Source organism: Paenibacillus sp. 01T442 (assembly GCF_056398345.1).
Genome location: NZ_JBFTPF010000016.1, coordinates 69,667 through 93,246 on the forward strand (window position 1 = coordinate 69,667; position 23,580 = coordinate 93,246).

The window sequence follows — 23,580 nt, forward strand, 5'->3', positions numbered from 1 at the left end:
AGGAGACCGCCTCTATTAGAGATGCGGTCTTTTTTTCGCAGCATGAATCCTCCGCTTGATCAAATCAATTATAGGAGGCATGTAAATGTCAATGGAAACAAGTAAAGAAACCGACTCTTCTTCAATCTCCTCTTTTCCGGGAAGCAAAAAAGTGTATGTCGAGGGCTCACGAAAGGACATCCGAGTCCCTATGCGTGAAATCACTTTGAGTCCTACCACGGGCGCTTACGGCGAACAGGAAAATGCCCCTTTGCGTGTCTACGACACAAGTGGTGCTTATACAGATGAGGAAATCCAAACCGATATTCGTGCAGGTATTGCGCCTAATCGTTTGAATTGGATTGTAGAACGCGGCGATGTAGAAATATATGAAGGAAGAACGATTAAACCGGAAGATAACGGATATACCAAGGAAGAGAACGTTACCGAAGTTTTTCCAGGCTTACATCGTCACCCGATGAGAGCGAAAACAGGTCGTAACGTAACCCAGATGCATTATGCACGTCAAGGTATCATCACGTCCGAAATGGAATATATCGCGATTCGCGAAAATGTATCTCCGGAATTTGTGAAAGACGAGGTCGCTCGAGGTAGAGCGATTATCCCCGCCAATATTAATCACCCTGAAAGTGAGCCTATGATTATTGGACGTAACTTTCTCGTAAAAATCAATGCGAATATTGGAAATTCTGCTGTATCGTCCTCCATTGAAGAAGAAGTGGAAAAAATGAGATGGGCTACTCGGTGGGGCGCTGATAATATTATGGATCTCTCAACGGGTAAAAACATTCATACCACCCGAGAATGGATTATTCGTAATTCCCCTGTTCCTATTGGTACCGTGCCAATTTATCAAGCACTAGAGAAAGTCAATGGAAAAGCAGAAGATTTGACGTGGGAAGTGTACCGTGACACGCTTATTGAACAAGCTGAGCAAGGTGTCGATTACTTTACGATTCATGCTGGTGTTCTGCTGCGTTATGTTCCTCTTACGGCCAAACGAGTGACAGGTATTGTTTCACGAGGCGGATCCATTATGGCAGCCTGGTGTCTCGCCCACCATCAGGAAAACTTCCTGTATACACATTTTGAAGAGATCTGTGAAATCATGAAAACCTATGATGTATCCTTTTCTTTAGGCGATGGTTTACGCCCAGGCTCCATTGCAGATGCCAATGATGAGGCCCAGTTTGCAGAACTAGAAACACTAGGCGAACTCACCAAAATCGCCTGGAAACATGATGTACAAGTCATGGTAGAAGGTCCTGGTCACGTGCCCATGCATTTAATCAAAGAAAATATGGATAAACAACTTGAAATCTGTGATGAGGCTCCTTTTTACACATTAGGACCGCTTACAACGGATATTGCTCCGGGCTATGACCATATCACTTCGGCCATTGGAGCAGCGATGATAGGCTGGTTTGGTACTGCCATGTTGTGCTATGTAACTCCCAAAGAACATTTGGGTTTGCCCAATAAAAATGACGTTCGCGAAGGGGTTATCACCTATAAAATTGCTGCTCATGCCGCTGATTTGGCCAAAGGTCATAAAGGCGCCATGGATCGCGATAATGCGTTATCCAAGGCACGTTTTGAATTCCGTTGGCATGATCAATTCAACTTATCTTTGGATCCAGAAAGAGCCATAGAGTACCATGATGAAACACTTCCAGCAGATGGTGCCAAGGTTGCTCATTTTTGTTCGATGTGCGGTCCTAAATTCTGCTCCATGCGAATTTCCCAAGATATCCGAGACTTTGCCAAACAACAGGGCCTTGAGGAAGCTCAAGCCATCGAAAAAGGAATGAATGAAAAGTCAGAGGAGTTTAAGAAAGCGGGCCACGCCCTATATACGTAAGTGATGTTATAGAATAAAAGGGTTGCGCGTGCAATGCGCGCGCAACCCTTTTTTCATTCAGCTGCTACTACTTCACCTCGACCTGCACTTGCTCAGGTCGATACACCGCCAACAATTCGCCCGCAGAATTCGCGGCGAACATCACCGTGCGCTCAGCTTCCAGCTCGAACGCATAGCTCCGGCCCGTCGCCGAATCGGTCACTTCAACCTGCGTGTCCACACCGAACTCCGAGACGAAGATGAACAACGAACCGCTGTCGAAGCCGAGCTTCCGCCCATACACGCCCGGCAGCTGACCGCCTTTTACCCATGTCAGTTCCGCTTCAACGCCAGCTGACTTAAGTGCATACGCGTACAGCTTCTCGAGTACATCGCTGCGCTCACCAAGCTCCACTGGGAGTGGACACCAGATCAGCTGCCCTTTGCCCAGCTCGTAGCTGCGAACGACGCCATGCTGTGAATTCCATTTTCCATCATCGGATAGTGGTACCTCTTTATTCAACTCAGCGATCCGTGCACCTCCGAAGGACACAGGAACCATTTCTCCTTCCAACACCATCGCCTCTTCACGCACAATGTTGCTGAGCACCGTTTCACCTACAATATCGGTCAACCGAGCGACAGGTGCCCAGTACTCATTTAATCCAAGCGGCCCAGTAAACAGCAGCGTTCCGCCATTTTCACGGACATGCGTCGTCAACTTCTCCAAAGCGGCATCACTGAAGTTATGCGCACTCGGCACGATAATCAACTTCGGCTGATCCGTCGACAATGCCTCGAGATGATACTCGCTCAACCCGCGGAACGGTACGTTCATCCCATAAGCTAGCGTGCGAGTCAGCTTCGCTGTTGCGTCACCGGCTACTTTACGCGTGGAGAAATCATTCGAATACGGGAACACCGCCACGACATCCTCTAATTTGCGGCCAACAAAGAGATCGCGTATCTCACCCATGAAGGCCCCGAAATCATAGGAAACATCCGCCTCTGGCTTCTCTGTCCCGTCTGCCCGCAGCGCACCAATATGCGACTCATTGATGTTGTTCATATAGAAGTTGATATTCCAAATCCACTGAACAGCACCCGCTCCACCTGTTGAGAAGGCATAAGCATATTTACGCTCCAAAATATTTCGCAACTCATACTCCGACCGCTTTGCACGCCCATCCGCCGTCTCGACATACATGATGCCCGTTTCTTGAATCAAGCTTGGCTTCGTCGGCGCCTTGGAGAAAATCCCGTCCCACACCAACTGATCCATCAACCACCACGTATGCACCGTCGTATAGTCCACTGCTTCTGCATAAAAGAATGGCGATGGCCGCTGCGCCCCTAAGCCCTCATCCTGTCCCACAGTCGCCAACTGTGCGGGGTTAATACTGCGAATCGTTGCGATCAATTCCTTCGCCCAACGATTGTGCATGTCCATGGTGAAGAKGGTATAATCCAGCCATGGGGAACCTTTTTTCTCCACCGTCTCCGTTGTGCTCATGTTCACTTCAGAAGGATTCAACAAGCGGACACTTGCAAAGCTCGGCAGTTCCGCAGGAGACATATTCCAGCGCTCTTGCAGCTTGCGAATATCTCCATGTCGCTCCTCCAGCCAAGCTACATACGCTTCGTGCTCGAAAGCATCATGCGCCGACTGCGGCCCAGCAAAAGGCTTGCTCGGATTGAACATCGACGGCTCATTGATCAGATCCCAGTGCACATTCGTCGTTTCCTTATGTCTGGACACCACGGAAGATATAAACCGCTTCTGCGCTTCCACGCTGCGCGGATCCAAATACGGATTCACGCCCTCCCACAGCTCAGGTGTAAAAGAGAAGAAATTGAACGTGACTTCGATCCCATGTCTTTTGCAAGTCAAAATAAAAGCATCTATGCTGCGCAGCACTTCCTCATAAGGATGTCCGTCTACGAACATGATTTGACGCCACGCTGACCACACACCTGTACGAAGCAGGTTAATGCCCGCTTTGACCATTTGCGCAATATCGCGATCCCACACGGAAACGTTCGGCAAGAACAGAAACTTCCTCGCCACATCGCTCGTCATATACGTCATCCCAACAATCGGAAGCGGACGTCCGTCCTTCCAGAAGTAGTCGCGATCACAGGACATCGGCGTCCCTTCGCGAAGCAACTCCGCATCATATCCCCAGAAGCCTTGGTTAAACGTGCGCGTCTCCCCCGTATTCGCTACCGCTTTACAAACCGCTATATAGTAACCCGCTTCAATATCAACAGGTATGTTTACCTTTTTAAAAGAGAGCTCCCGTGACGCACTCATCGAGAATTCCGTCGCCCAGATCGGTGATGATGCACCGTCTTTGGATACTTGAACGTGGAATGTCCAAGACTCATTCTCCGATACAGCCCCCGTACGATTCGCAAGCGTCTGCAATTGAACCGTCAACGCTGCACGGTCGCCCGGATCATAACAAGCATAGTTCGGTTTGAACCATATTTCCGTAACGCCTCGCTGCGTATATGCCGCTAACTCACTTACTAACGCCGCTCCCCCGTTACCCCAGAAAGTTTCATCCGTAACCACATTGGCGAAAATGTGGCGGCCTCCCGCGAACACCCCMTTCGTATTCTCAAGAAGTACGATCGGCGCTGCCACTTCACGTCCCTCCTTGGAAATCCCTTTCAGAAGAGGCGTGAAATGCGCATCCATCGGACCACTAGAACCAATTTGACCTGGATGATCATCGGTCCGTGTCACATGCAGTGCGAATCCAACCGTTGGTTGAATAGCGAACAAGTTTTCTTTGCCTGCCAGCAACGGCAGCTCGGTATTCACGGCATATCCAGCGATAGGAGCGTCGTCTACGGAAAGAATTTCATGAATTTGAAGCTGCTGATGGTACGCTGTCTGCTCGATTTCCAGTTCCCAGCCTTCGGCACCTTGGTAAGCCGGTACTCGGAAAGGAGCGCTGCCTAGATGTACGAATCCTTTGCCTTTACGCGCGTGAGTTAGGATTGCTTGCCATGCTGATTTCGGGAAGTAACGCCCGTGAAGATGGATGAAGTTATCTGCCCCCTGCCCCAGCGCTGCTTCTAGCTCCTGCGCTCCAACCACTCTTCCTATTTCTCCAAGCTGTGCAACAGCCTTGTCATCGGGCCGAATTCCTTCATATGGAAATGTGGGATCGTAAAATATGATCGTTGTAAGCATGCTTTCATCCTCCAAATGGGTGTGTGTCAGAAGACATCTCATTTATGATTTGTTATTTTTGTTAGGCTAACAATTCTTAATGATGAACATAATTTACTCACTTTCTTGTCAGAGGTCAATCTTTATTTTGCATGAACCTTTTATTTAAGCGAACATTGACAATCTCCACCTGATCAGGAACAATGAATACTCCCGCCACTTACCTATTGCTAACGCATAGCTTGAAGTGGGGGTTTCTAGTGTATCAACCTTACTTATTTCAGGATGCTTAACACCAGTGGAGTTGACACATTGATGGTTTTTGTACCATCCAACCCCTCTATCCCATTAGCTTCCTTGGCGGATGCTTTTGGGAATACTTTTCGCATAATATTGGCTGCGCCATTGACATCAGCATGGATCAAGCCCTTCACACCCTTGTACAGTCCGCGATGAATCCGTTTCCCCGAGAAGGTCCAAGTACCCTCTTCGTTATAACGAGGCAATGGATCATGATCCAAGAAACTGGCTTTCGAGGTGTAGGCTTCTTCTGTCAGGATGACGGCTATCCCCTGTTCAGCAGCTTTATATTGGAGCATCGAAAGGAGCATCTGATGAGGGACATGACAGAAGGACTGATTGTTTCGCCTACCGATATCAGAAGATTGCTTCCACCCGTCGTTATGCCCGATGACGATTGTGCCGATGTTTAGCTCCACAGCCAGCTTGATGATATGATAACTCGCCTTATGGAACAAGTCTTTGAGCCTCCGATTGCGCTTCAGATGCAATCGTTCTAAACGGTGGGAAGTACGTACGCCTTCATGCGGCTCCTTACCTTGCCGAAGAATACTAGTATAACGAGCCTTCATCTTGTTGTAATACTGATTGATGGCTTTAACTACCTTGCCCTTCAACAACACCGGTTTGGATCCGGTCGTGGTGACGATGGTTGCAAGATTATCGACGCCAAGATCAATCGCTAGTACATGTTCTTTCTCTGCTTTTCTCTCTTCAATCCGACATGCGAAGACCATTTCCACCACGTATTGTCCATATCTTGGAACAACACGCACCTGCATCAACTGTCCATCGGTATAACCCAGCTTTCCAATGTTAAGCTGCAATCGCGTTTTCGGAAGCTTTAGATATTTCCGTTCTTTGATCACACAATCCTGATTCGTGAAAACAACTTCTTTTGCTTGACTGCGAGCGTAGCCCGGAATACGTGGTTTTCCGCTGTACTTCTCAGGATGATTACGATAGTCCTTTATACTTGAGAAGAAGGACTTCCAGTTCTGAAACACAACCTGCATGATCCCTTGACTGCTCTGCGTGGGAAGCGTTCGATAGTCGATTTGCTCCATCACCTTGAATAAGGCGTCCAGAAAGCGGTAATTGACAAAAGGACTCTCCTGCGATGGTAATTGGAACGGACGGGAACGATTCTTCACGCTCAGTCGTTCATTCATGGCGTCGATGTGCGTTTGCAGCGTGTCAACCACTTGTTGCTGCAGTGGCTGCAACGGTTGGTTCCGCCCAAAGGCAGTAAACACTTGTCGGATATAAAAGTTGGTCGTGTTGTAAAGGTTCTTGGCATCCTGACACACCTGCTCCAGATACGGATACAACCGATGGCCGGGCTTGATCCATACTTGATGGGTTCTGTATACTAGGTTTAACTCTGACATATAACTTCACCTCCAGTTCATAAAGCGAATAAGAAAAAATGTTCTGCATTTATTTTACCGCATATGATTTGGAAAAGGAAGTACATTTAGAGTGACCTCAGGAAGTTGCCGATTCACCTCGCCACTTGTAAAAGTGGGAGTCCTCTCGGCGGAATTGATAGATTTGTTAGGTTTTATACAAAACACGGAAGCATTTTCGACATAGAAGGATGTCACCCATGAGCCCAAAAGTTTCCATGCAACAAATTGCCGACCGACTAGGTATGTCCAAATATACCGTTTCTCAAGCTTTATCTGGTAAATCAGGCGTCAGTGAAGAGAACCGTCTTCGTATTCAGGAGACTGCGAAAGCGATGGGCTATACGCTCAAGCAGAAGCAGCCACAACGCACGCCAACTCATCATCAAACTGCCAGCCATGTCATTGGAGATACACACGCCAAAACTGAAATCACTCCCTATATCTTGGTGTGGATTCAGTCTACCTATTTAGAGGACAACCCTTTTTGGGGAAAGGTTCTCACCGGTATTGCCGCAGCCAGCAAAGAATTGGGCTTTGAGCATCTCATCGTTCCTATCGCACCTCATCATCAACTGGGATTGCAAATGCCTTCCTATCTCGATCCGTCGCATTGCATAGGGCAGCTGCTAGCAGGCACATTTCCTGCGCAGTCTGTTATTTCGTTGAAGCAGAGTGGGATTCCACTCGTCCTCATTGACCATCATGAACCGCTCATCGAAGTCGATTGTGTGCTCAATAACAATTTGGATGCTGGCAAAATGGCCTGTCAACGCCTGCTCTCTTCTGGCGCGAAGTGTGTTATTTTTATCGGCGATGATCAATTCGCCGTCAGTTTCAAAGAGCGATGGTGGGGCTGCCGCATGGCGCTCGAAGATATGACCGGATCTGGACCTGTTGAGCACTACCATCTGAAGAAATGGCAAATCGCCTACTCCGGGCCACACATGCTTCACCAATTGGAGCGCAAAGTCGCGGCATTGACGCCGGAAACCATGCCCGATGGCTTTGTTTGCGCCAATGACCACCTCGCGCTAGCGTTGTTGCCGATCCTGAAGCGTCATGGCCTTGATGTGCCTAGTCAAGTTAAAGTCATCGGGCTGGACAATATTGAAGCAGCCGCTTATGCGACTCCTGCGCTAAGTACAATTGAGCTCGGGAAAGAAGCCCTAGGTATTCGAGCTGTAGAAACACTGTTATACCGACTGCAGCATCCGGGGAGACAGGTTGAGAAAGTGGTGTTATCTTCTCGTTTTATTGCGCGGGATTCTGGTTAAATTAAAAACAGTGAGTAAGCACACCAATTACGGCGTGTTTATTCACTGTTGTGTATAACGAAAAATATAACTATTTGAGTTTATTTAAACACTTGATGTAAAGCTAGCAAGGGGCAAAGGTTTTCTGCAATCCATACAATAATCAATACTTTGTAGCATTCCTGAATATTCAACATTGTCGAGGGTAACTTTGTTCTCGTGGAGACAAACTTCTTGTAAGTGCTTATTTAGCTCATCTTGTATCTTATATAACAAAAATATTTCATCCGATATCGTTTGAATTTCGGTTTTCAATTGTGAGTAAGTTTTCATAATTCAACATTTCCTTCCTTTATTAAGAATACTTATATTCTTTATAACGCACAATCGATGAAAATGTTGGAGAATCTTGTAGATCATTTCATGTAGATTTTTGTCKCCCCCTGGAATTACGCAAAAAAGCGTACAGCATACTCATCATGAACATGAGCAGCAATACGCTTTTTCCAACTACCTATTTTGATAAATAACTTAAACCAATAGAGATCAGCATACCCGCAAGCGCAATCCAAAATAAATAAGAGCGCCCTATGCGTTTCAGACTTTTATCTTGTCGATCCATAACGGATTTCTTTCGACTGCTGCTCGTCTGCGTTTCTCCCTCAAGTTCATTGGTCACCTGCGATTTCCAATTCACGAATTGAAAGCCAATCCCGCTAACGACAACAGCTACCATCATCAAAATTAAAGAACCCATAAATACCTTGTCCGCAATGGACGCCATGCTGCATTCGACCTCACTATCTACCTGTAGTTTACCCATTATACTTCAAATGGGGATACGAATACGAGTAGGAGAAAAAGCCCCAACCGACAAGATGTCGATTAGGACTCTTTGCCTTACAACGTGCGATCGCCCGGCTTCCAGTTCGCTGGGCACAGACCGCCAGCTTGAAGTGCTTGAAGCACGCGAAGCGTTTCGTCAACCGAGCGGCCAACATTCATGTCCGTGACCACTTGATAGCGAAGCACGCCATCCGGATCAATGATGAACAAGCCGCGGTGTGCAGCACCTGTTTCATCATCGAGGACGCCATAGGCACGTGCTGTTTCTTTGGAGAAGTCACTGACCAATGGGAACTTCACAGGACCAATGCCCCTTTGATCGCGCGGTGTTTGTGTCCATGCACGATGCGTGTAGATGCTATCTACGGACGCTCCTACGATATCACAATCGAGGTCAAGGAACTGCTCGTAATAGTCGCTGAATGCAGTAATTTCCGTCGGGCACACGAATGTGAAGTCGAATGGCCAGAAGAAGAATACGAGCCATCTGCCGCGGTAATCCTCGAGCGAGATTTTTTCCTCGAGCGTTTCCATATTTTTCGTGGAGAGCAGGGTGAAGCTCGGTGCTGGCAACCCTATTTTAGCAAAAGTAGCTTGAGATTGAACGGTTAGTTGTTGTGTCATGGTTGTTATCTCCTTTGATGTATGGGATTAGCTAGCGATTTCGGCTAGTGCTTTTTTGAGTTTGGTGACGTTGAGACCAAGAATTTTGTGCTCACCAATAACAGTGACAGGCAAGGACATGAGACCCATATCGTGCAGTTCTTGTCCGAATTGATCATTCAAATCGATATTTCTTTCTTCAAAACCGACTTGCTGATCTGTTAAATATTTTTTCAGTTGGACACAATAAGGGCAGTTCGTACTGGAATATACAATTACATTAGACATAGTTGGTCATCTCCTAAAAGGTTGAATTATTTGTATTGCGGGATCAGTTGAGCCCGTTTATTAATGAATTTATCGACTGCCATGGCGGCAATCGCACCATCCGCAGCGGCAACGACCGCTTGTTTCACTGGGGTACGTCTAACTTCTCCTGCACCAAAAACACCCGAAACCGGCGACTGCATTGAGCTGTCCAAAATCATAAAGCCATCCTCATCCAGAGGAACTTGATCCTGCAAGAAATCCGTACCTGGCTTGCTGCCAGATAGGAAAACGAAGACACCATCCACATCCAGCACTTCCTCGCCACCAGAGCTCGTACGAATTCTGAGACCATGAACTTGCTTATCGCCAAGAACCTCGAGCGACTTCGTCTTATAGAGAATGTTCGTGCCTTTCAATTCTGGAACGTGGTGAATGCCTTGCAGCTCAGGTCGAGGCACAACGAAATGAATGGATTTCGTGAACTTGCTCAATGCCTGTGCTTCTTCCAGCGCTTCTTCCGAATCCCCGATCACTGCGACCGTTTTTCCTTCGAAAAAAGCACCATCACACGTCGCACACGTACTCACGCCGCGCCCCATCAGATCTTCTTCACCAGGCAGCATGCGGTTACGTCCTTTAGAGCCTGTTGCAATGATGATCGCCTTGCCTTCAAACATCCCGTCAGCGGTAAACACGTACTTCGTTTCGCCTTCGACATCCACGTCCGTAATCGTCGTCTGGATGAACTCAGCTCCGAAGACTTTGGCTTGGTCGCGCATCGTATCCAGCAGATCCTTCCCTGACAATTCACCAATGACACCAGGATAATTCGCAATTTTATGCGTAATGGCCAGTGCTCCTGTATTCGGTGCTTTATCGATAACTAATGTTTTCAAATTCCCTCTTGCTGTATATATCGCCGCAGAAGCTCCAGCGGGACCAGCTCCAACAATAATGACATCATACATCGGTGATGCACTCCTTCCATACGGCCTTATTCATATAATTGATAATCGATATCAGATAATAATTATTATAAATAAAATAAAAATAAAATCAACCTTGTTTATAATAATTCTAATTAATAAAAAAAACTACCTAGCAAGTAGGGGGTTCCCACTCGTTAGGCAGCTTTGATTATAAATGCTTTGGAGACTACAAATTATCCTCTTCCCTGATCACAGGGTACGTCGGATATGGTGGATATTACTGATTGTACGGCGGGTATGGGTATGGGTATGGATATGGATATGGGTACGGGTAATAGGGTGGGTAGTAGGGTGGGTAGTATGGTTGTGTCGCCGCACCGTATAGTAAGGGAGCCACTACCCAAGGTAGTACATTGTTAAAGCCGCCGCCATGGAAGTGGCCTTGGCCACCGTGAAAATGTCCAGGACCTCCTGGGCCACCTGGGAAGTGCCCGGGACCTCCAGGTCCGTGGCCAATACCTCCAGGTCCACCTATGCCTCCGATACCGCCAGGTCCATGTCCTATACCGCCACCATGCCCTCCGACCGGCGGACGAAATTCTTGATCTTCACGCTTCGTCATATCGTAATCACTCACAATCTCTGTATAGTTTGATTTTCTACTATACTGTATGTGTGCGATTGCCTATTCGGTGAACGAAAGCCCAAAAAATGGGCGCATTACTTGTTTATCTTAGCCAGTTCATCTGCCTTCATTTGTTCATATTGTTCTTTGTAGGTATCTGTAATGGACGTATCATAACCGTTCTCACTTAGCTTTGCTTTCGTGTCACTATTAATTTGATCAAACTGATTATTAATTTGATCGACTTTCGCAAAGCCTTGCGCGATTAAACTTGGACTTGGATTTTCTTTATATTGATCATATAGCTCTTGTAACGCAGCTTTAGCATCTGCTTTTAACTGGGCCATTTTAGCTTCAGCCTCAGACTTAATCGAAGCTTCAGATGGTTTTGTGATTCCGCCACCACCACCGCCTCCACCACCAATTATTGGCGGTGTTACAGGCTTCGTCTCTGGCTTCACTTCCGGCAATTTCACCTCAGGCTTCTTCTCTTCCTTCGTAACCGCGGACACCGTGTACGTCTCCGGATCCCAGTTAATCGTTTTCCCAACAGACTCCGAGAAGAAACGAATCGGAACAAACAAACTACCATCAACAATATACCCTGGCAATTCATCAGATGGGCTCTTCTTTACACCATCAAAAACATAATTAATTTTCTCTTTATATACCTTCAAATTACTTGGCGCTAACTTCGATTTATCGAACTTTTCATTGCTTTTCGAAAAAACCTGCGTATTTAATTTATATTCACTAATATTAATTTTCTCTGTCGTCTTAGGCTCTGCAATCGTTACCGTATAGGTATTCGGGTCCCAGTTGACCGCTTTATCTAGCGAGTAAGAAATGAATCGAATGGGAACATACGTCGTGCCTTCATAAATGAAACCCTGCTGATCCACTGGCGGCGCATATTCCTTCCCATCAAACGTAAAATGCATCGGAACCTGATACACATCCACATCCATTGGCGCTTGAGCTGCTGATGCTTGCGCTGACACTCCCATCACCAGGGCTAGGGATAAACCTGTAATTGCTTTCATTCGTTGACTTGCTTTCACTTTCTGAACACCTCTTCTATGTATTATTGGGAAGAAACCACTTTCTGTACGGCCGCAATTTCTGCCGATGTAAACTTCGTATACGCGATCTTCTTCAGTTCTGCCTTCTTCTCAGGCGTCAGTCCACCACTAGCCATTTGCCTAAGTTTGTTGAGTTCAGATGCCGAGAATCGGCTCATCACGAACTTCACAGCCTCCTGCTTATTTTCGAATTGAACATCTTCCTTCTTCTCCGTTGCAGTCGACTTCTTCTGTTCATTTCCCGTTGTTGGCTCTTGCCCCTTTACGGTATTCGCAGCGTTTTCCTGCTCATTCGAGTTCTTCGGGTTCACGTTTCCATTCGATTTATCTTCGGTTGCAGACTTCGGCTTCTCAGCACTCGGGGTAACAGAAGGAGGAATTTCAATCGTATTTGCAACAGCGGACAAATCCATGGAATTCAACCATTGCTGGCTTGTCCCACCATCCACAACAAGTTGATTGGCTATTTTATCTGCAATCACATTCATCGCATAACTATAAGCCGTATAACCGCCAACCCCTAGCATACCTAGCACAATGATTGTCAGTATGAGTCTTTTTCTCATCTCAACCCCCTACTGTAGTTAGCAACTGTGTTTACATTACTTTGTAGATTTCGGCTGCGTTTCAGCATACTTCTTCCCTTGACTTAAGCCATACTTCGCAGCAATTCCAATCAATTGGTTATACTCGTCTTCCGATAGCTTCTGCAGAATAATATCCTTGGCTTTCTTCTTTTCATCGACAGATAAACCGTTACCAGCCATCTTCGCAAAAAGTTGGAGATCTGACGCACTTAATTTCTTCAAAAGCACCGAAGTCACCGAAGCCTTCTCCTTAAGTGTGATCGCATCCTGGACCTCTTTTGCTTTCTCCGTCGTAATTTGAGCTTCATAACCTGTCCCATTCTTAGACGCTGCTGGAGATGGTGTCGAGATCTGATCAGCACTCTTAGATTCATTCGACTTCTGAGTAGATGAACTAGTAGCTTGTTTCTCAGTTGGCGTATCTATCGGAATCGCTGTCCCTTGCGGTTTAAGCGTAGGCGTCGCATCATCTGGCTTCTGCACATTGGGAATTGTAGACTCCATCGTTACTGTTGTTGCGTTAGTTTTACTATTAACATCACTAACATCAGAAACTATTAAACTAGTCTCATCTTCAGCTGCTTGACTGATTTCCAAAGGCATGGTGGGAATCATCGAATCCAGGAAATAAGACATAGCTATATTCATGCCAAAATACCCAATGACAAGCAGCATAGCAGCACTACTTCCTACCCATACTAGTCGCTTCATCCACTTCTTTTTCTTCATATATTCACCAACCAAGTCACATAATAGATATGTTTATTATAAACTCTAAGAGCCCAGAAGTCACATATTGTCGCAGAAAACGCAAAAAAAATGCACCTCAAGGTGCATTTTAACGCAAAAATAATCAMCCTACAAGAAAGGTGACAAATTTCGACATACATTTCAATTGATAACAGTTATATTAAAAGGTAATATACACCATACACGGGAGACGATGCACTTGCCTAACTACTACTTTACAGAAGTATGGACCCCTTTGAAACTACTCGGTATCAAGCTTTTCAAAGATGATGAAGGCGCTATTTGGATCAAATGCTGGGGATTTAAACGCAGACGTTTCACCGACAGTCCCAAATAACTGTTTGGTACAAGCTGTTAATATTTTCATTATACCTGAGTCTGCGACATTTGCAGAGGGACCTAAGTCATAGTCAATAGTCCTATTTCTAGCTTGAAGCAATACCCGCGGCGTCAATAAGAATACGAACGAAAAAAGCACCCTTTGGGTGCTTTCCTTATGTATACAGTTTCGTACGATGATAACTAATTTTATTAAAAATCTTCGTCCGCTCCACATCACAGATGCAGCTATCCAGGATAGCCTCGTTAAATCTCAACCAAAAAGAATGCCAAAACTTATCCATCTAATTCCCTCCTCGATTTCACATAAATCACTGGGAGGCACGATGATTCGGAAGCTGGCTGACATACTGGCATAAACCACCTTAGTCCCTATAGCTTTGCGTCACTGATTTTCATCAGCTTTGCCATTATCGTCCGATTTATGTGATTGACTTATATACCTATTGTAGCAAATACATAATTTGCGGCAAATGGTCTATTCGTCGTGATTATTTGGAGGTAGGGAGGGGCGGAAGTACTAGGTTGTCATGATAAACTATCTATAATTTATATGTACCATCAAAAGTACAGATATTTCTTGTATCAAGTACATGCTTGTCCTCTATGCGATCCAAATTTTCTTTAATATGATTATGCCCAACCATAATTACAAGAATTTCAATCTCATTTAAAAAGTCATCGAAATTCATAAATTGATGATCTACAATTCTTGTTTTTACAAATGGATCATACACTTTCACACCAAAAGCCAAATGTTCATCCATTTTCTCTAGTAATTGTAGAGTTGGGCTTTCTCTTGTATCATCAACATTTTCTTTATATGCCAGACCATAAAGCCCCACTTTAGAAATATCCTTTATATTGTGTTCTCTCATAATATCTCTTACTCGTCCGAGCACATGTCTAGGCATAGAATCATTAATCTTTCTTGCTGTCAAAATTAGATTAGTTAAATCTGGATAATCCCCAACCAAGAACCATGGATCAACTGATATACAGTGACCACCAACCCCCGGACCTGGCTGCAGAATATTTACTCGTGGGTGTTTGTTAGCTATCTTAATAATCTCATAAACATCCATATTGTCCGTACGGCAAATTTTTGCTAGTTCGTTTGCAAATGCTATGTTTATATCTCTATATGTATTTTCCACAACTTTCGACATTTCTGCCGATCTTATATCTGTCACAATTATTTCTGATTTGCAAAAACTTGAATATAATCCTTTAACTTTTTCCCCCATCTCAAAATTATCAGCACCAATAGTTCTTGAATTGTGTTGAAGTTCATAAATCATATTACCTGGAATTATTCTTTCAGGTGCATGAAACAAATGTATATCCTCCCCAACGGTAAGACCTCTCTTCTCAATCTCAGGACGAATATACTTATCAATTGTACCAGGTGAAATAGTGGATTCAATAATTATTAAAGCTCCTATCTCACACACATCAAGAACACTATTTAAAGCTGATATAACATATGTTGGGTCAAGTTTCTTACTTTGTTTAATATATGGTGTAGGAACAGCAAGAATATAAGTATGTGTCCTAATATATTCTGTTGTAAATTCAATTCCACTAGTTTGCGCTTCTTTAAATAGCTCTTCTAAACCTTCTTCTTCAAAAGTAAGTATTCCACTTCTTAATGATTTCACTAAATTCGTATTTTTATCAGTACCTACTACTTTTATCCCACTATTCGCGAGTATAAGAGCCGTCGGTAAACYAATATATCCAAGTCCAATTACATTAATAATCAAAACAATCTACTCCTCTACTCATCTTGCTTTAAACTTAAAATCGCAACAATAAACATAAAAATAAATCTTAAGATATTCACCAATAAAATAGAATAACAAAAGCCAATTAATCCATAATTTTTCATACCAATTAATCCAAATACCAAATAAAACAAAAAATATAAACCTTGGATTATTAATTGCCATTTATCTTCCGAAAATCTAAGTAATATTGGCTGTAAGATATTCCCTAAAATCAAAACGATTGCTGCTAAATTTGATACAAAAAAATATGGCTTAGTATACTCCGCAATTGTTGGATACAGAAAATGCGTTACTGGCACACCTATAAATTTTATTATTACAATAAAAAAAAATGAAATAATGATACTTATCCCTGTCCTAATGTAAATATCCTTTTTTGAAATTGTTGATTCTCTTGCATAATATGTGAGTAAAACAGCTGAAATTGGTCCCATTATAACCCCAGCTGTCTTCCCTAGAAAAGAAGCAACATTATATATTGAAACATACTCAGCACCTAAAATTGGATAAATAAAAAAGCGATCCATATATATAAGTATCGAGGATATCGCAGCCGATGCCATTATATATTTATATTTGCGTAAACTATGCGTAAATAACTCTGTAATTGCAAATCTATCGCGAACTATTTCCACTGATAAAAAAATATAAACACACGTTATTAATTCACCAAATATAAAAATAAAAATCCACATTTCCGTATAATACGCAACACATATTCCCAAAAAATACCCAATTAAACCATAAAAACTAGCATATAAATTTTTCTTATAATCAATTTTCAATCTAAAACCTGCAGAGTAATATGAACGAAACATGACTAAAGAAGAAATGATTGTTAAACCTATTACACTAGTATTTAAACTTTTATATAAAATTGTGGTGATAATTAACATGAAAAAAATATTAAAAATCAGAAGTACAATGAATATTGGATTATAATCTCCATTTAAGCTTCTTTTCTCATATTCTGTCTGAAGTAATATTCGAGTATTATTTAAAGGATTTCCAAGCGAAACTCCTAATACATATACCATTCCCATAATTGTCAAGACCTGCCCGTAGTCTCCTATCGGCATCACTTTTCCAATATAAGGAAATACCACAATTTGAGTTGCAAAAGTTAAAATAACTGATGCAATAATATTTAATGCAAAATCATTTAAAATATTAATTCTTTGTTTTAAAAATCGCCGAACTATATTCATACTATACACTCATCCTGTTATTAGACATTTCATTTTCAAATGTATTCATCTATTTTCAATCAAATCTGAACTATCCGAAATACTAGAATTAAATAATAAAAATAAAAAAATCATTAATCCTAAGCCGCCTGTTAATAATGTCGTCAATAAGCCTGTATCGTTCAAAACAAACATAATATAACTAAATGATCCTACTATTGTATACAATGGAAGTTTCATTGTCGTAGAATCGATAAGATATAATATTAATGCGAAAACTATTACAAATACTAGTAATAGTAATACTCCCCCATTAGCATAAGCATCAGAAAATATACCAGTGTTAGAATACGCATCTACTTCTAAAAAAAACCTACTAATTACTAACGGTATTGGCGCTGAATACGGGTTATCAATAGAAAAAAGTTTACCAATGACTCCATCGGCGAAATAGACTTTTTCTCTAATACTAAAAAATTCGTAGTATTGATATTGTATTTGTGCAGGAATATAGATCATTCTGTACGGAATTGCTCTGTGAAGAGCATCTGAAATATTATATATTTTTGCAAGATATGCAAAAATGAGTAAGCTAGACATATATAATACCATTCCATATAAATAATTTTTCTTTTGCATTAAATATGTCGAGATTAATACAATTCCTATTGAAAATAAAAAAGCTTTATTTCCAAAACTTAAATACATCAATAACTGAAATATTATGATAGGCAAAAGCATAAAATATTTTTTTTTATAATAGTAGTACAAGAAGAAAAAAGGAAAAAATGCTTTTGTACACCAATTCATTAAGTAGCCTAATAGTCCTTGTATCTCATTTTCTGAACGCAACTCATAAATCGAATCAAAATCCAGTGCTCGTGGGTCAATCCCACCTCTTTTAGCTATTAAATACAGTGTAATTAATACATAAAATATAAAAATGAAATTTATCCATATTTGTGCTGTTTTTTCTTTTAAATTTAGTGATATTGGCTTTATTTTTAATATTGTAGATATAATAATCATTGATATTATTATATATGTAGTATAAACTTTACTTTGGTTATTCAACCAAAAATAAGAAAGTAGCGGAACCACTATGAATAATTCTATCGTGATAAACATATATGTTGAAGGTCTGGATTTTTCTTTTGGAGAAGACAAAGCAAGAACTATCAGATATAATATCGATATCCAAAACGCTAAAAAGCTATAATCTAAAGTCAGTCCACTATAACTATATGTTCTAGAAATACTAAAAATATATATAAACTCGATGATTATTTTATACAAAAATAAAATTAGGAATATTTCTAATGAAGTAAATTTATTCTGTCTAGATTCTATACTCAAAATCTTTTTCCTCCATATTTTGCTTTTAATACGTGCATACAAGAATCATTTACCTCTATCTTTTACAATTTGTATAGATACCTACCTGACTTCTGTATTGGAAAAGGAAGTATTCTTATTTACTCCCCCCGCTTTCCATGAAATTTCAAGTATTCATGAGTTAATATTTCTGTATATTTATTTGTGATCTCCTCATAATTGTAATTATTTTTCACAAAATTATAGGAGTTATTTACCAAAATACTATATTCGGTTTCCGACAAAAGAATGCATTTTAAAACTTTTCCTCTGAAATCCTCGACATCATCTTTCATAAAAGTATATCCATTGTTAAAGCTAAGTCTATCGATATTAATATTGTTATTTTCAGAAACTACTGGTAATCCACAAGCCTGAGCATCATAAAAACTTAAACTACATTGTTTTGGAAAAACGCATAAGTCAGCCATTTTATAAAACATTGGTAAATCTATATATTTTTGTGTAGGAAACCTAATAATTCTATTTTCCGAATTATTAAATATTTCTTCCACCTCTTTTTCATAAGCACTACTAGAGCTTCCGACTGTAACTAGTACCACATTCTTGGGGGCTTCAAATTTTGATTCGAAAGCTTTCGCCAATAGCTTTCCACCTTTTTCCTCAGTTAATTTACCAGTGTAAATAACAACGAAGTCATTTTCCTTAATATTATATTTATCTCTAAGATTTTTTTTCTCTATAGAATCCGGATGGAATAATGTCAAATCTGATCCAAATGAAATAAAAGGGGTTTGATTTGCTGGGATTCCCAAGTGCTTGTTAACATAATCATCATCTTGTGTCCTAATTACAATCAATTCATTTTTTTTTATAATCGGGGAAACAAACATTCTAAAAAAAAGTCGAAAAAATTTGCTTAATCGATTTTTAGATGCCATCTCTAACATATGATTATCAAAAACAATTGGAATATTAAGCGATTTGTATTTTTGTGTTATTCTAATTGAAGATAATGTATCATTTGTGTGGCACATAATCACGTCAGGCATTAATTCTTTTATTTTTTTTATATAACCATATTTATAAATCACCCGCCCACTTATCACTTTATGAATAGGTAAACGAATAATTTTCACTCCATATGTATCCATGTATTTTTTGTCTTCTTGCTCTATGTCATCATTAATCCCAAACTTAGAAAAAGTAGGATGTTCACTAATTTTATCTGAAGTGAGAATTATTACTTCATGGCCTTGTTTTGCTTGATATTTTGGAAGGACATTTATTTGATAACCAAATGATGGATGAAACATTTCATCCCAATGTAAAATTCTCATTTCATTCGCCTCAATCTTATTTAAGATTATCTGTAAATTTAATTATATCTATAAAATTTACAGAAGCTTGTTCTAATTCAGAATCATCATAGTTCCACCATTGACTCTGTTGGAGTTTATTCACTATCTCAATGTTAAATCTATTTCGAATAAATTTAGCTGGGTTTCCTGCCCATATTTCGTAAGCTCCCACATTTTTAGTTAAGACTGAACCCATCCCTATAACAGCCCCGTTTTCAATAGTTACCCCGCTTTTTATCAGAGTATTACTACCAATCCATACATCATTTCCAATAGTAGTTCTATTTGTAGTTTTATAAGAGTGATTTGAAAAATTTTTTCTCAAAATATTTTTTCCCTCATAAAAAACTGGCGATGTTGAAACCCAATCTATTGAGTGACCTGCACCTCCAATAATACAATTATCCGCTATAGAACAAAATGAACCTATTTCAGTATCAACAACAGTACAATAATTTCCGATATAAGAATATCTACCTAAAATTGAACTAACAACGTGTGACCCTGAGCAAATTCTTGAAGTCCTATCTTTTGTAGTTTGCCTGATTGCGGGCATGTTGAGTTTTTTTAGTAATTTAGAAAAATAATATTGAAATGACATCTGCTATTTACCTCTCGTTAAATTTTTCCCAAACCACTCTATTCACATAATCAGTATAAGACAATATTATCCTCAATACTTTCTCTGAGACATTAGGCATACAATAATCTGCCACTGGCCTTAAAGTATCTAGGTGTTGTGTTTCAAGTATTTCTAACCCTTGTATTATTCTGTCCCGCTTAACGCCAACCATCATCACAGTTGCTTCTTCCATAGCCTCTGGTCTTTCATGAGCCTGTCTAATATTTAAAGCTTTAAATCCTAGAATTGATGACTCCTCACTAATCGTTCCACTATCACTCAATACTGCTTTAGCCTTAATTTGAAGTTTAACATAGTCATTAAATCCTAGAGGTTTCATTGTTWTCACCAATGGATTAAACTCTATACCTTTAGCTGTAATCATATTTCTAGTTCGGGGATGTGTACTTATAACTACGGGTATTTTATATTTGTCTGCGATTTCATTAATACTCTCAATTAAGTCTAAAAAATTGGGTTCTGAATTAATATTTTCTTCTCTGTGTGCGGATATCACAAAGTACTTACCTTCTTTAAGTTCCAATCGTTCCAATACGTCACTTTTTGCAATATCTACTTCTCTAGAACGGAGAACTTCAAACATTGGACTTCCCGTTTTAATTATTCTATCTGCGGGTAGTCCTTCTCTTAATAAATATTCTCGTGCAATGTCACTATAAGTTAAGTTGATATCTGCAATATGGTCCACTATTTTTCGATTTGTTTCCTCTGGAACCCTTTGATCAAAACATCTATTACCAGCTTCCATATGGAATATTGGAATTTGTCGTCGCTTGGCTGCAATTGCACATAAACAACTATTCGTATCTCCCAAAATTAGTAAAGCATCTGGCTTTACTTTATCCATGATTGGATCAATTTTCACTAGGATATTCCCGATCGTTTCAACTGCTGTTCCGGTAGCCGCATCTAGAAAATAGTCTGGCTTCTTTAAATTGAAATCATTAAAAAACACTTCATTTAATTCATAATCATAATTCTGCCCTGTATGGACAAGCGTATGTTCAATAGCATTGGATTCTTCTAATTTATTAATAACAGCTGATAGCCTAATAATCTCTGGTCGGGTCCCAACGACAGTCATCACCTTTAATTTATTCATTCGTTATACCTCCATAAAATATGTATCAGGCTTTTCAGGATCGAAGAACTCGTTCGCCCACATAATAGTGACCATATCGGTATCCCCAAGATTTTCAATATTGTGTGTGTAGCCAGTAGGTATATCTACTACTTCCATTTTTTCTCCACTAACAAAATATTCAATAACTTCCCCAGAGTTAATATCTCTAAAACGAATAACTCCTGTYCCACTCACTACAAGAAATTTCTCATTTTTTGTATGATGCCAATGATTACCTTTTGTAATACCGGATTTAGATATATTAACAGAAACTTGTCCTCTATCTGGCGTCTTAATAAACTCAGTAAAAGACCCTCTATTATCTGTATTCATTTTTAGAGCGTAGCTAAAATTTGTTTTTGGTAAATAGCTTAAATATGTGCTATACAACTTTTTAGTGAATTGATTTGACATATCTGGTATGGATCGTTCTTCACGACTCTCTTTAAATGTATGGACTAAACGTACAACTTCTCCGAGAGTGATAGTATGAACGACTGGAACTTCACAATAATCTCCAACGGAGTTTTCATTTCCTTTTAATGCGTTAATTAATTCGGCGACTACATCATCAATATAAACTAAATTCATTACAACAGTTGGATCATTAACGTTGATTGGTAGTTCATGAGCAATGTTATAACAGAATGTTGCAATTGCACTATTATAATTAGGTCTACACCATTTTCCAAATACATTTGGGAAACGATAGACCATCACTTTTGACCCGGTTGTTTTACTGTAATTAACAATTAATTCTTCACTTGCTTTTTTACTAACTCCATATGGGTTATTTAATTCAGCTTGTATTGATGATGAGATCACTATCGGACAAGTATTTTGATATTTTTTTAATGTTTCAAGTAGTTTTGCAGTAAAACCATAGTTCCCATCCATAAATTCTGACTGGTCTTGCGGACGATTTACACCAGCAAGATGAAAAACAAAATTTGTTTTTTCGCAATATTCTTCAAATAAATTCGGGTCAGAATCTGAACTATATTCGAAAATATCTGTAAAATTACGATTCCTTAATTCTGAGACAAGATTTTTRCCAATAAATCCTTTTGCACCTGTCACTAGTATCTTCATTGTTTCCAACCTCTTAATTCTGTCCTTACGTAATCCAGCGTTAATAACTTATCTTTTATGGCTTCAACATTTAATCTCTCAGTATTATGAGAGTTATACTCAACTTCAGAAGATAATTCCTCGTCACCTTCTATAAAATACTTGTCGTAATTGAGATCTCTTTTATCCGCGGGTACTTGATAAAAACCTCCTAGATCCTGAGCAACTACATGTTCTTCTCTAGTAAGAAGTGTTTCATAAAGTTTTTCACCATGACGAGTACCAATAATTTTTATTTCATTATCAACGTCAAATAGCTCTTTTATCGCTATTGCTAAATCACCAATTGTCGATGCTGGAGATTTTTGTACCATGATGTCCCCTGCTTTTGCATTCTCGAATGCAAATATCACAAGTTCAACTGCTTCTTCTAAACTCATTAGGAATCTCGTCATATTTGGATCTGTAATTGTTAAAGGTTGCCCATTTTTTATCTGTTCAATAAATAATGGAATTACAGAACCTCTTGAAGCCATAACATTTCMGTATCGAGTACCGCAGATTAAAGTCCTATCTGGATTCACAGTATTTGATTTTGCAACAAATACTTTTTCCATCATAGCTTTAGAAATTCCCATGGCATTAATAGGGTACGCGGCTTTATCTGTAGACAAACAGATTACTTTCTTCACTCCACATTCAATTGCACCTGTTAGAACGTTATCCGTTCCTAATATATTTGTTTTCACAGCTTCTAAAGGAAAAAATTCACAAGATGGAACCTGTTTCAACGCTGCCGCATGGAAGATATAATCCACACCATACATAGCATTTTTTACACTTGCTAAGTCTCGTACATCTCCTATATAAAATTTAAGTTTTTCACTTTTATAAAGTTTTCGCATGTCATCTTGCTTCTTTTCATCTCGAGAAAATATTCGAATTTCCTTAATGTCAGTATCTAAAAACCTCTTCATTACTGCATTTCCAAAAGAACCTGTACCACCAGTAATTAATAAAGTTTTCTTTTTAAACATATAATTACCTCTT

Annotated in this window: 22 protein-coding genes and 1 riboswitch; of the genes, 3 read left to right on the forward strand and 19 right to left on the reverse strand. The window is 40.4% G+C overall.

Going from position 1 to position 23,580, the window contains the following annotated elements; translation table 11 throughout:
- Window positions 1-91 precede the first annotated feature (91 nt).
- Window positions 92-1,861, forward strand: coding sequence for a phosphomethylpyrimidine synthase ThiC (gene thiC, locus AC1DLM_RS15745; RefSeq protein ID WP_477570525.1), 1,770 nt, complete (start codon window positions 92-94; stop codon window positions 1,859-1,861).
- Window positions 1,862-1,928: 67 nt separating this feature from the next.
- On the opposite strand, the gene AC1DLM_RS15750 is transcribed toward thiC, so the two are convergent.
- A complete protein-coding gene (locus AC1DLM_RS15750; RefSeq protein ID WP_477570498.1) occupies window positions 1,929-5,045 on the reverse strand; it encodes a beta-galactosidase in 3,117 nt (1,038 codons plus the stop codon).
- A 254-nt stretch (window positions 5,046-5,299) separates the two neighbouring features.
- The gene (locus tag AC1DLM_RS15755) at window positions 5,300-6,715 is read right to left on the reverse strand and encodes an RNA-guided endonuclease InsQ/TnpB family protein (protein WP_477570499.1); all 1,416 of its coding nucleotides are present in this window, start codon (window positions 6,713-6,715) and stop codon (window positions 5,300-5,302) included.
- A gap of 218 nt (window positions 6,716-6,933) precedes the next feature.
- On the opposite strand from AC1DLM_RS15755, the gene AC1DLM_RS15760 reads away from it, so the two are divergent.
- Entirely contained in the window at window positions 6,934-8,010 is a 1,077-nt protein-coding gene (locus AC1DLM_RS15760; RefSeq protein WP_477570500.1) for a LacI family DNA-binding transcriptional regulator, read from the forward strand.
- A 493-nt stretch (window positions 8,011-8,503) separates the two neighbouring features.
- Here the strand turns inward: AC1DLM_RS15760 and AC1DLM_RS15765 are convergent, their stop codons facing one another.
- The 8 genes from AC1DLM_RS15765 to AC1DLM_RS15800 all read right to left on the reverse strand — a co-directional run bounded on the left by AC1DLM_RS15765 (window position 8,504) and on the right by AC1DLM_RS15800 (window position 13,660).
- Window positions 8,504-8,773, reverse strand: a complete 270-nt coding sequence (locus tag AC1DLM_RS15765; protein ID WP_056624509.1) for a hypothetical protein — start codon at window positions 8,771-8,773, stop codon at window positions 8,504-8,506.
- A 116-nt stretch (window positions 8,774-8,889) separates the two neighbouring features.
- On the reverse strand, window positions 8,890-9,459 hold the full coding sequence (locus tag AC1DLM_RS15770; protein WP_477570501.1) for a peroxiredoxin: 570 nt from the start codon (window positions 9,457-9,459) through the stop codon (window positions 8,890-8,892).
- 27 nt (window positions 9,460-9,486) lie between these two features.
- Window positions 9,487-9,726: a glutaredoxin family protein gene (locus AC1DLM_RS15775; RefSeq protein WP_056624514.1), complete on the reverse strand. Its 240-nt coding sequence runs from the start codon at window positions 9,724-9,726 to the stop codon at window positions 9,487-9,489.
- Window positions 9,727-9,752: 26 nt separating this feature from the next.
- Complete coding sequence (locus AC1DLM_RS15780) at window positions 9,753-10,676, reverse strand: NAD(P)/FAD-dependent oxidoreductase (protein ID WP_477570502.1); 924 nt, start codon at window positions 10,674-10,676, stop codon at window positions 9,753-9,755.
- A gap of 238 nt (window positions 10,677-10,914) precedes the next feature.
- Window positions 10,915-11,259, reverse strand: a complete 345-nt coding sequence (locus AC1DLM_RS15785; protein ID WP_477570503.1) for a hypothetical protein — start codon at window positions 11,257-11,259, stop codon at window positions 10,915-10,917.
- A gap of 98 nt (window positions 11,260-11,357) precedes the next feature.
- Window positions 11,358-12,323, reverse strand: coding sequence for a copper amine oxidase N-terminal domain-containing protein (locus AC1DLM_RS15790; protein WP_477570504.1), 966 nt, complete (start codon window positions 12,321-12,323; stop codon window positions 11,358-11,360).
- Window positions 12,324-12,346: 23 nt separating this feature from the next.
- Window positions 12,347-12,910 carry a hypothetical protein gene (locus tag AC1DLM_RS15795; protein ID WP_477570505.1) on the reverse strand — a complete coding sequence of 188 codons (564 nt, stop codon included), beginning with the start codon at window positions 12,908-12,910 and terminating at the stop codon, window positions 12,347-12,349.
- A gap of 36 nt (window positions 12,911-12,946) precedes the next feature.
- On the reverse strand, window positions 12,947-13,660 hold the full coding sequence (locus AC1DLM_RS15800; protein ID WP_477570506.1) for a hypothetical protein: 714 nt from the start codon (window positions 13,658-13,660) through the stop codon (window positions 12,947-12,949).
- Between the two features lie 220 nt (window positions 13,661-13,880).
- Here AC1DLM_RS15800 and AC1DLM_RS15805 point away from each other — a divergent pair, with 220 nt between their 5' ends.
- Entirely contained in the window at window positions 13,881-14,018 is a 138-nt protein-coding gene (locus AC1DLM_RS15805) for a hypothetical protein (RefSeq protein WP_171630222.1), read from the forward strand.
- Between the two features lie 157 nt (window positions 14,019-14,175).
- Here AC1DLM_RS15805 and AC1DLM_RS15810 read toward each other — a convergent pair whose 3' ends face one another.
- The 9 genes from AC1DLM_RS15810 to AC1DLM_RS15850 all read right to left on the reverse strand — a co-directional run bounded on the left by AC1DLM_RS15810 (window position 14,176) and on the right by AC1DLM_RS15850 (window position 23,567).
- Complete coding sequence (locus tag AC1DLM_RS15810; protein WP_477570507.1) at window positions 14,176-14,304, reverse strand: hypothetical protein; 129 nt, start codon at window positions 14,302-14,304, stop codon at window positions 14,176-14,178.
- A 46-nt stretch (window positions 14,305-14,350) separates the two neighbouring features.
- A riboswitch (cyclic di-GMP riboswitch) is annotated at window positions 14,351-14,439 on the reverse strand.
- A gap of 123 nt (window positions 14,440-14,562) precedes the next feature.
- On the reverse strand, window positions 14,563-15,786 hold the full coding sequence (locus AC1DLM_RS15815) for a nucleotide sugar dehydrogenase (protein ID WP_477570508.1): 1,224 nt from the start codon (window positions 15,784-15,786) through the stop codon (window positions 14,563-14,565).
- Between the two features lie 14 nt (window positions 15,787-15,800).
- Window positions 15,801-17,018 (reverse strand): lipopolysaccharide biosynthesis protein, encoded by a 1,218-nt coding sequence (locus AC1DLM_RS15820; protein ID WP_477570509.1) that lies wholly within the window; start codon window positions 17,016-17,018, stop codon window positions 15,801-15,803.
- A 45-nt stretch (window positions 17,019-17,063) separates the two neighbouring features.
- Window positions 17,064-18,353: a hypothetical protein gene (locus tag AC1DLM_RS15825; protein ID WP_477570510.1), complete on the reverse strand. Its 1,290-nt coding sequence runs from the start codon at window positions 18,351-18,353 to the stop codon at window positions 17,064-17,066.
- Between the two features lie 119 nt (window positions 18,354-18,472).
- Window positions 18,473-19,672: a glycosyltransferase family 4 protein gene (locus AC1DLM_RS15830; RefSeq protein WP_477570511.1), complete on the reverse strand. Its 1,200-nt coding sequence runs from the start codon at window positions 19,670-19,672 to the stop codon at window positions 18,473-18,475.
- A gap of 16 nt (window positions 19,673-19,688) precedes the next feature.
- Window positions 19,689-20,294 carry a CatB-related O-acetyltransferase gene (locus tag AC1DLM_RS15835; protein WP_477570512.1) on the reverse strand — a complete coding sequence of 202 codons (606 nt, stop codon included), beginning with the start codon at window positions 20,292-20,294 and terminating at the stop codon, window positions 19,689-19,691.
- A 7-nt stretch (window positions 20,295-20,301) separates the two neighbouring features.
- Window positions 20,302-21,438, reverse strand: coding sequence for a non-hydrolyzing UDP-N-acetylglucosamine 2-epimerase (wecB, locus tag AC1DLM_RS15840; protein ID WP_477570513.1), 1,137 nt, complete (start codon window positions 21,436-21,438; stop codon window positions 20,302-20,304).
- Window positions 21,439-21,441: 3 nt separating this feature from the next.
- Window positions 21,442-22,551, reverse strand: a complete 1,110-nt coding sequence (locus AC1DLM_RS15845; RefSeq protein ID WP_477570514.1) for a capsular polysaccharide biosynthesis protein CapF — start codon at window positions 22,549-22,551, stop codon at window positions 21,442-21,444.
- Window positions 22,548-23,567, reverse strand: coding sequence for a polysaccharide biosynthesis protein (locus AC1DLM_RS15850; protein WP_477570515.1), 1,020 nt, complete (start codon window positions 23,565-23,567; stop codon window positions 22,548-22,550). Before AC1DLM_RS15850 ends, AC1DLM_RS15845 begins: the two co-directional genes overlap by 4 nt.
- Between the last annotated feature and the right edge of the window lie 13 nt (window positions 23,568-23,580).

Bases quoted from the DNA above. Each gene is read 5' to 3' on its own strand.
- thiC (WP_477570525.1), top strand. From the start codon at position 92: ATGGAAACAAGTAAAGAAACCGACTCTTCTTCAATCTCCTCTTTTCCG.
- AC1DLM_RS15755 (WP_477570499.1), bottom strand. From the start codon at position 6,715: ATGTCAGAGTTAAACCTAGTATACAGAACCCATCAAGTATGGATCAAG.
- AC1DLM_RS15760 (WP_477570500.1), top strand. From the start codon at position 6,934: ATGAGCCCAAAAGTTTCCATGCAACAAATTGCCGACCGACTAGGTATG.
- AC1DLM_RS15765 (WP_056624509.1), bottom strand. From the start codon at position 8,773: ATGGCGTCCATTGCGGACAAGGTATTTATGGGTTCTTTAATTTTGATG.
- AC1DLM_RS15770 (WP_477570501.1), bottom strand. From the start codon at position 9,459: ATGACACAACAACTAACCGTTCAATCTCAAGCTACTTTTGCTAAAATA.
- AC1DLM_RS15775 (WP_056624514.1), bottom strand. From the start codon at position 9,726: ATGTCTAATGTAATTGTATATTCCAGTACGAACTGCCCTTATTGTGTC.
- AC1DLM_RS15780 (WP_477570502.1), bottom strand. From the start codon at position 10,676: ATGTATGATGTCATTATTGTTGGAGCTGGTCCCGCTGGAGCTTCTGCG.
- AC1DLM_RS15785 (WP_477570503.1), bottom strand. From the start codon at position 11,259: ATGACGAAGCGTGAAGATCAAGAATTTCGTCCGCCGGTCGGAGGGCAT.
- AC1DLM_RS15795 (WP_477570505.1), bottom strand. From the start codon at position 12,910: ATGAGAAAAAGACTCATACTGACAATCATTGTGCTAGGTATGCTAGGG.
- AC1DLM_RS15800 (WP_477570506.1), bottom strand. From the start codon at position 13,660: ATGAAGAAAAAGAAGTGGATGAAGCGACTAGTATGGGTAGGAAGTAGT.
- AC1DLM_RS15810 (WP_477570507.1), bottom strand. From the start codon at position 14,304: ATGGATAAGTTTTGGCATTCTTTTTGGTTGAGATTTAACGAGGCTATC.
- AC1DLM_RS15820 (WP_477570509.1), bottom strand. From the start codon at position 17,018: ATGAATATAGTTCGGCGATTTTTAAAACAAAGAATTAATATTTTAAAT.
- AC1DLM_RS15830 (WP_477570511.1), bottom strand. From the start codon at position 19,672: ATGAGAATTTTACATTGGGATGAAATGTTTCATCCATCATTTGGTTAT.
- AC1DLM_RS15835 (WP_477570512.1), bottom strand. From the start codon at position 20,294: ATGTCATTTCAATATTATTTTTCTAAATTACTAAAAAAACTCAACATG.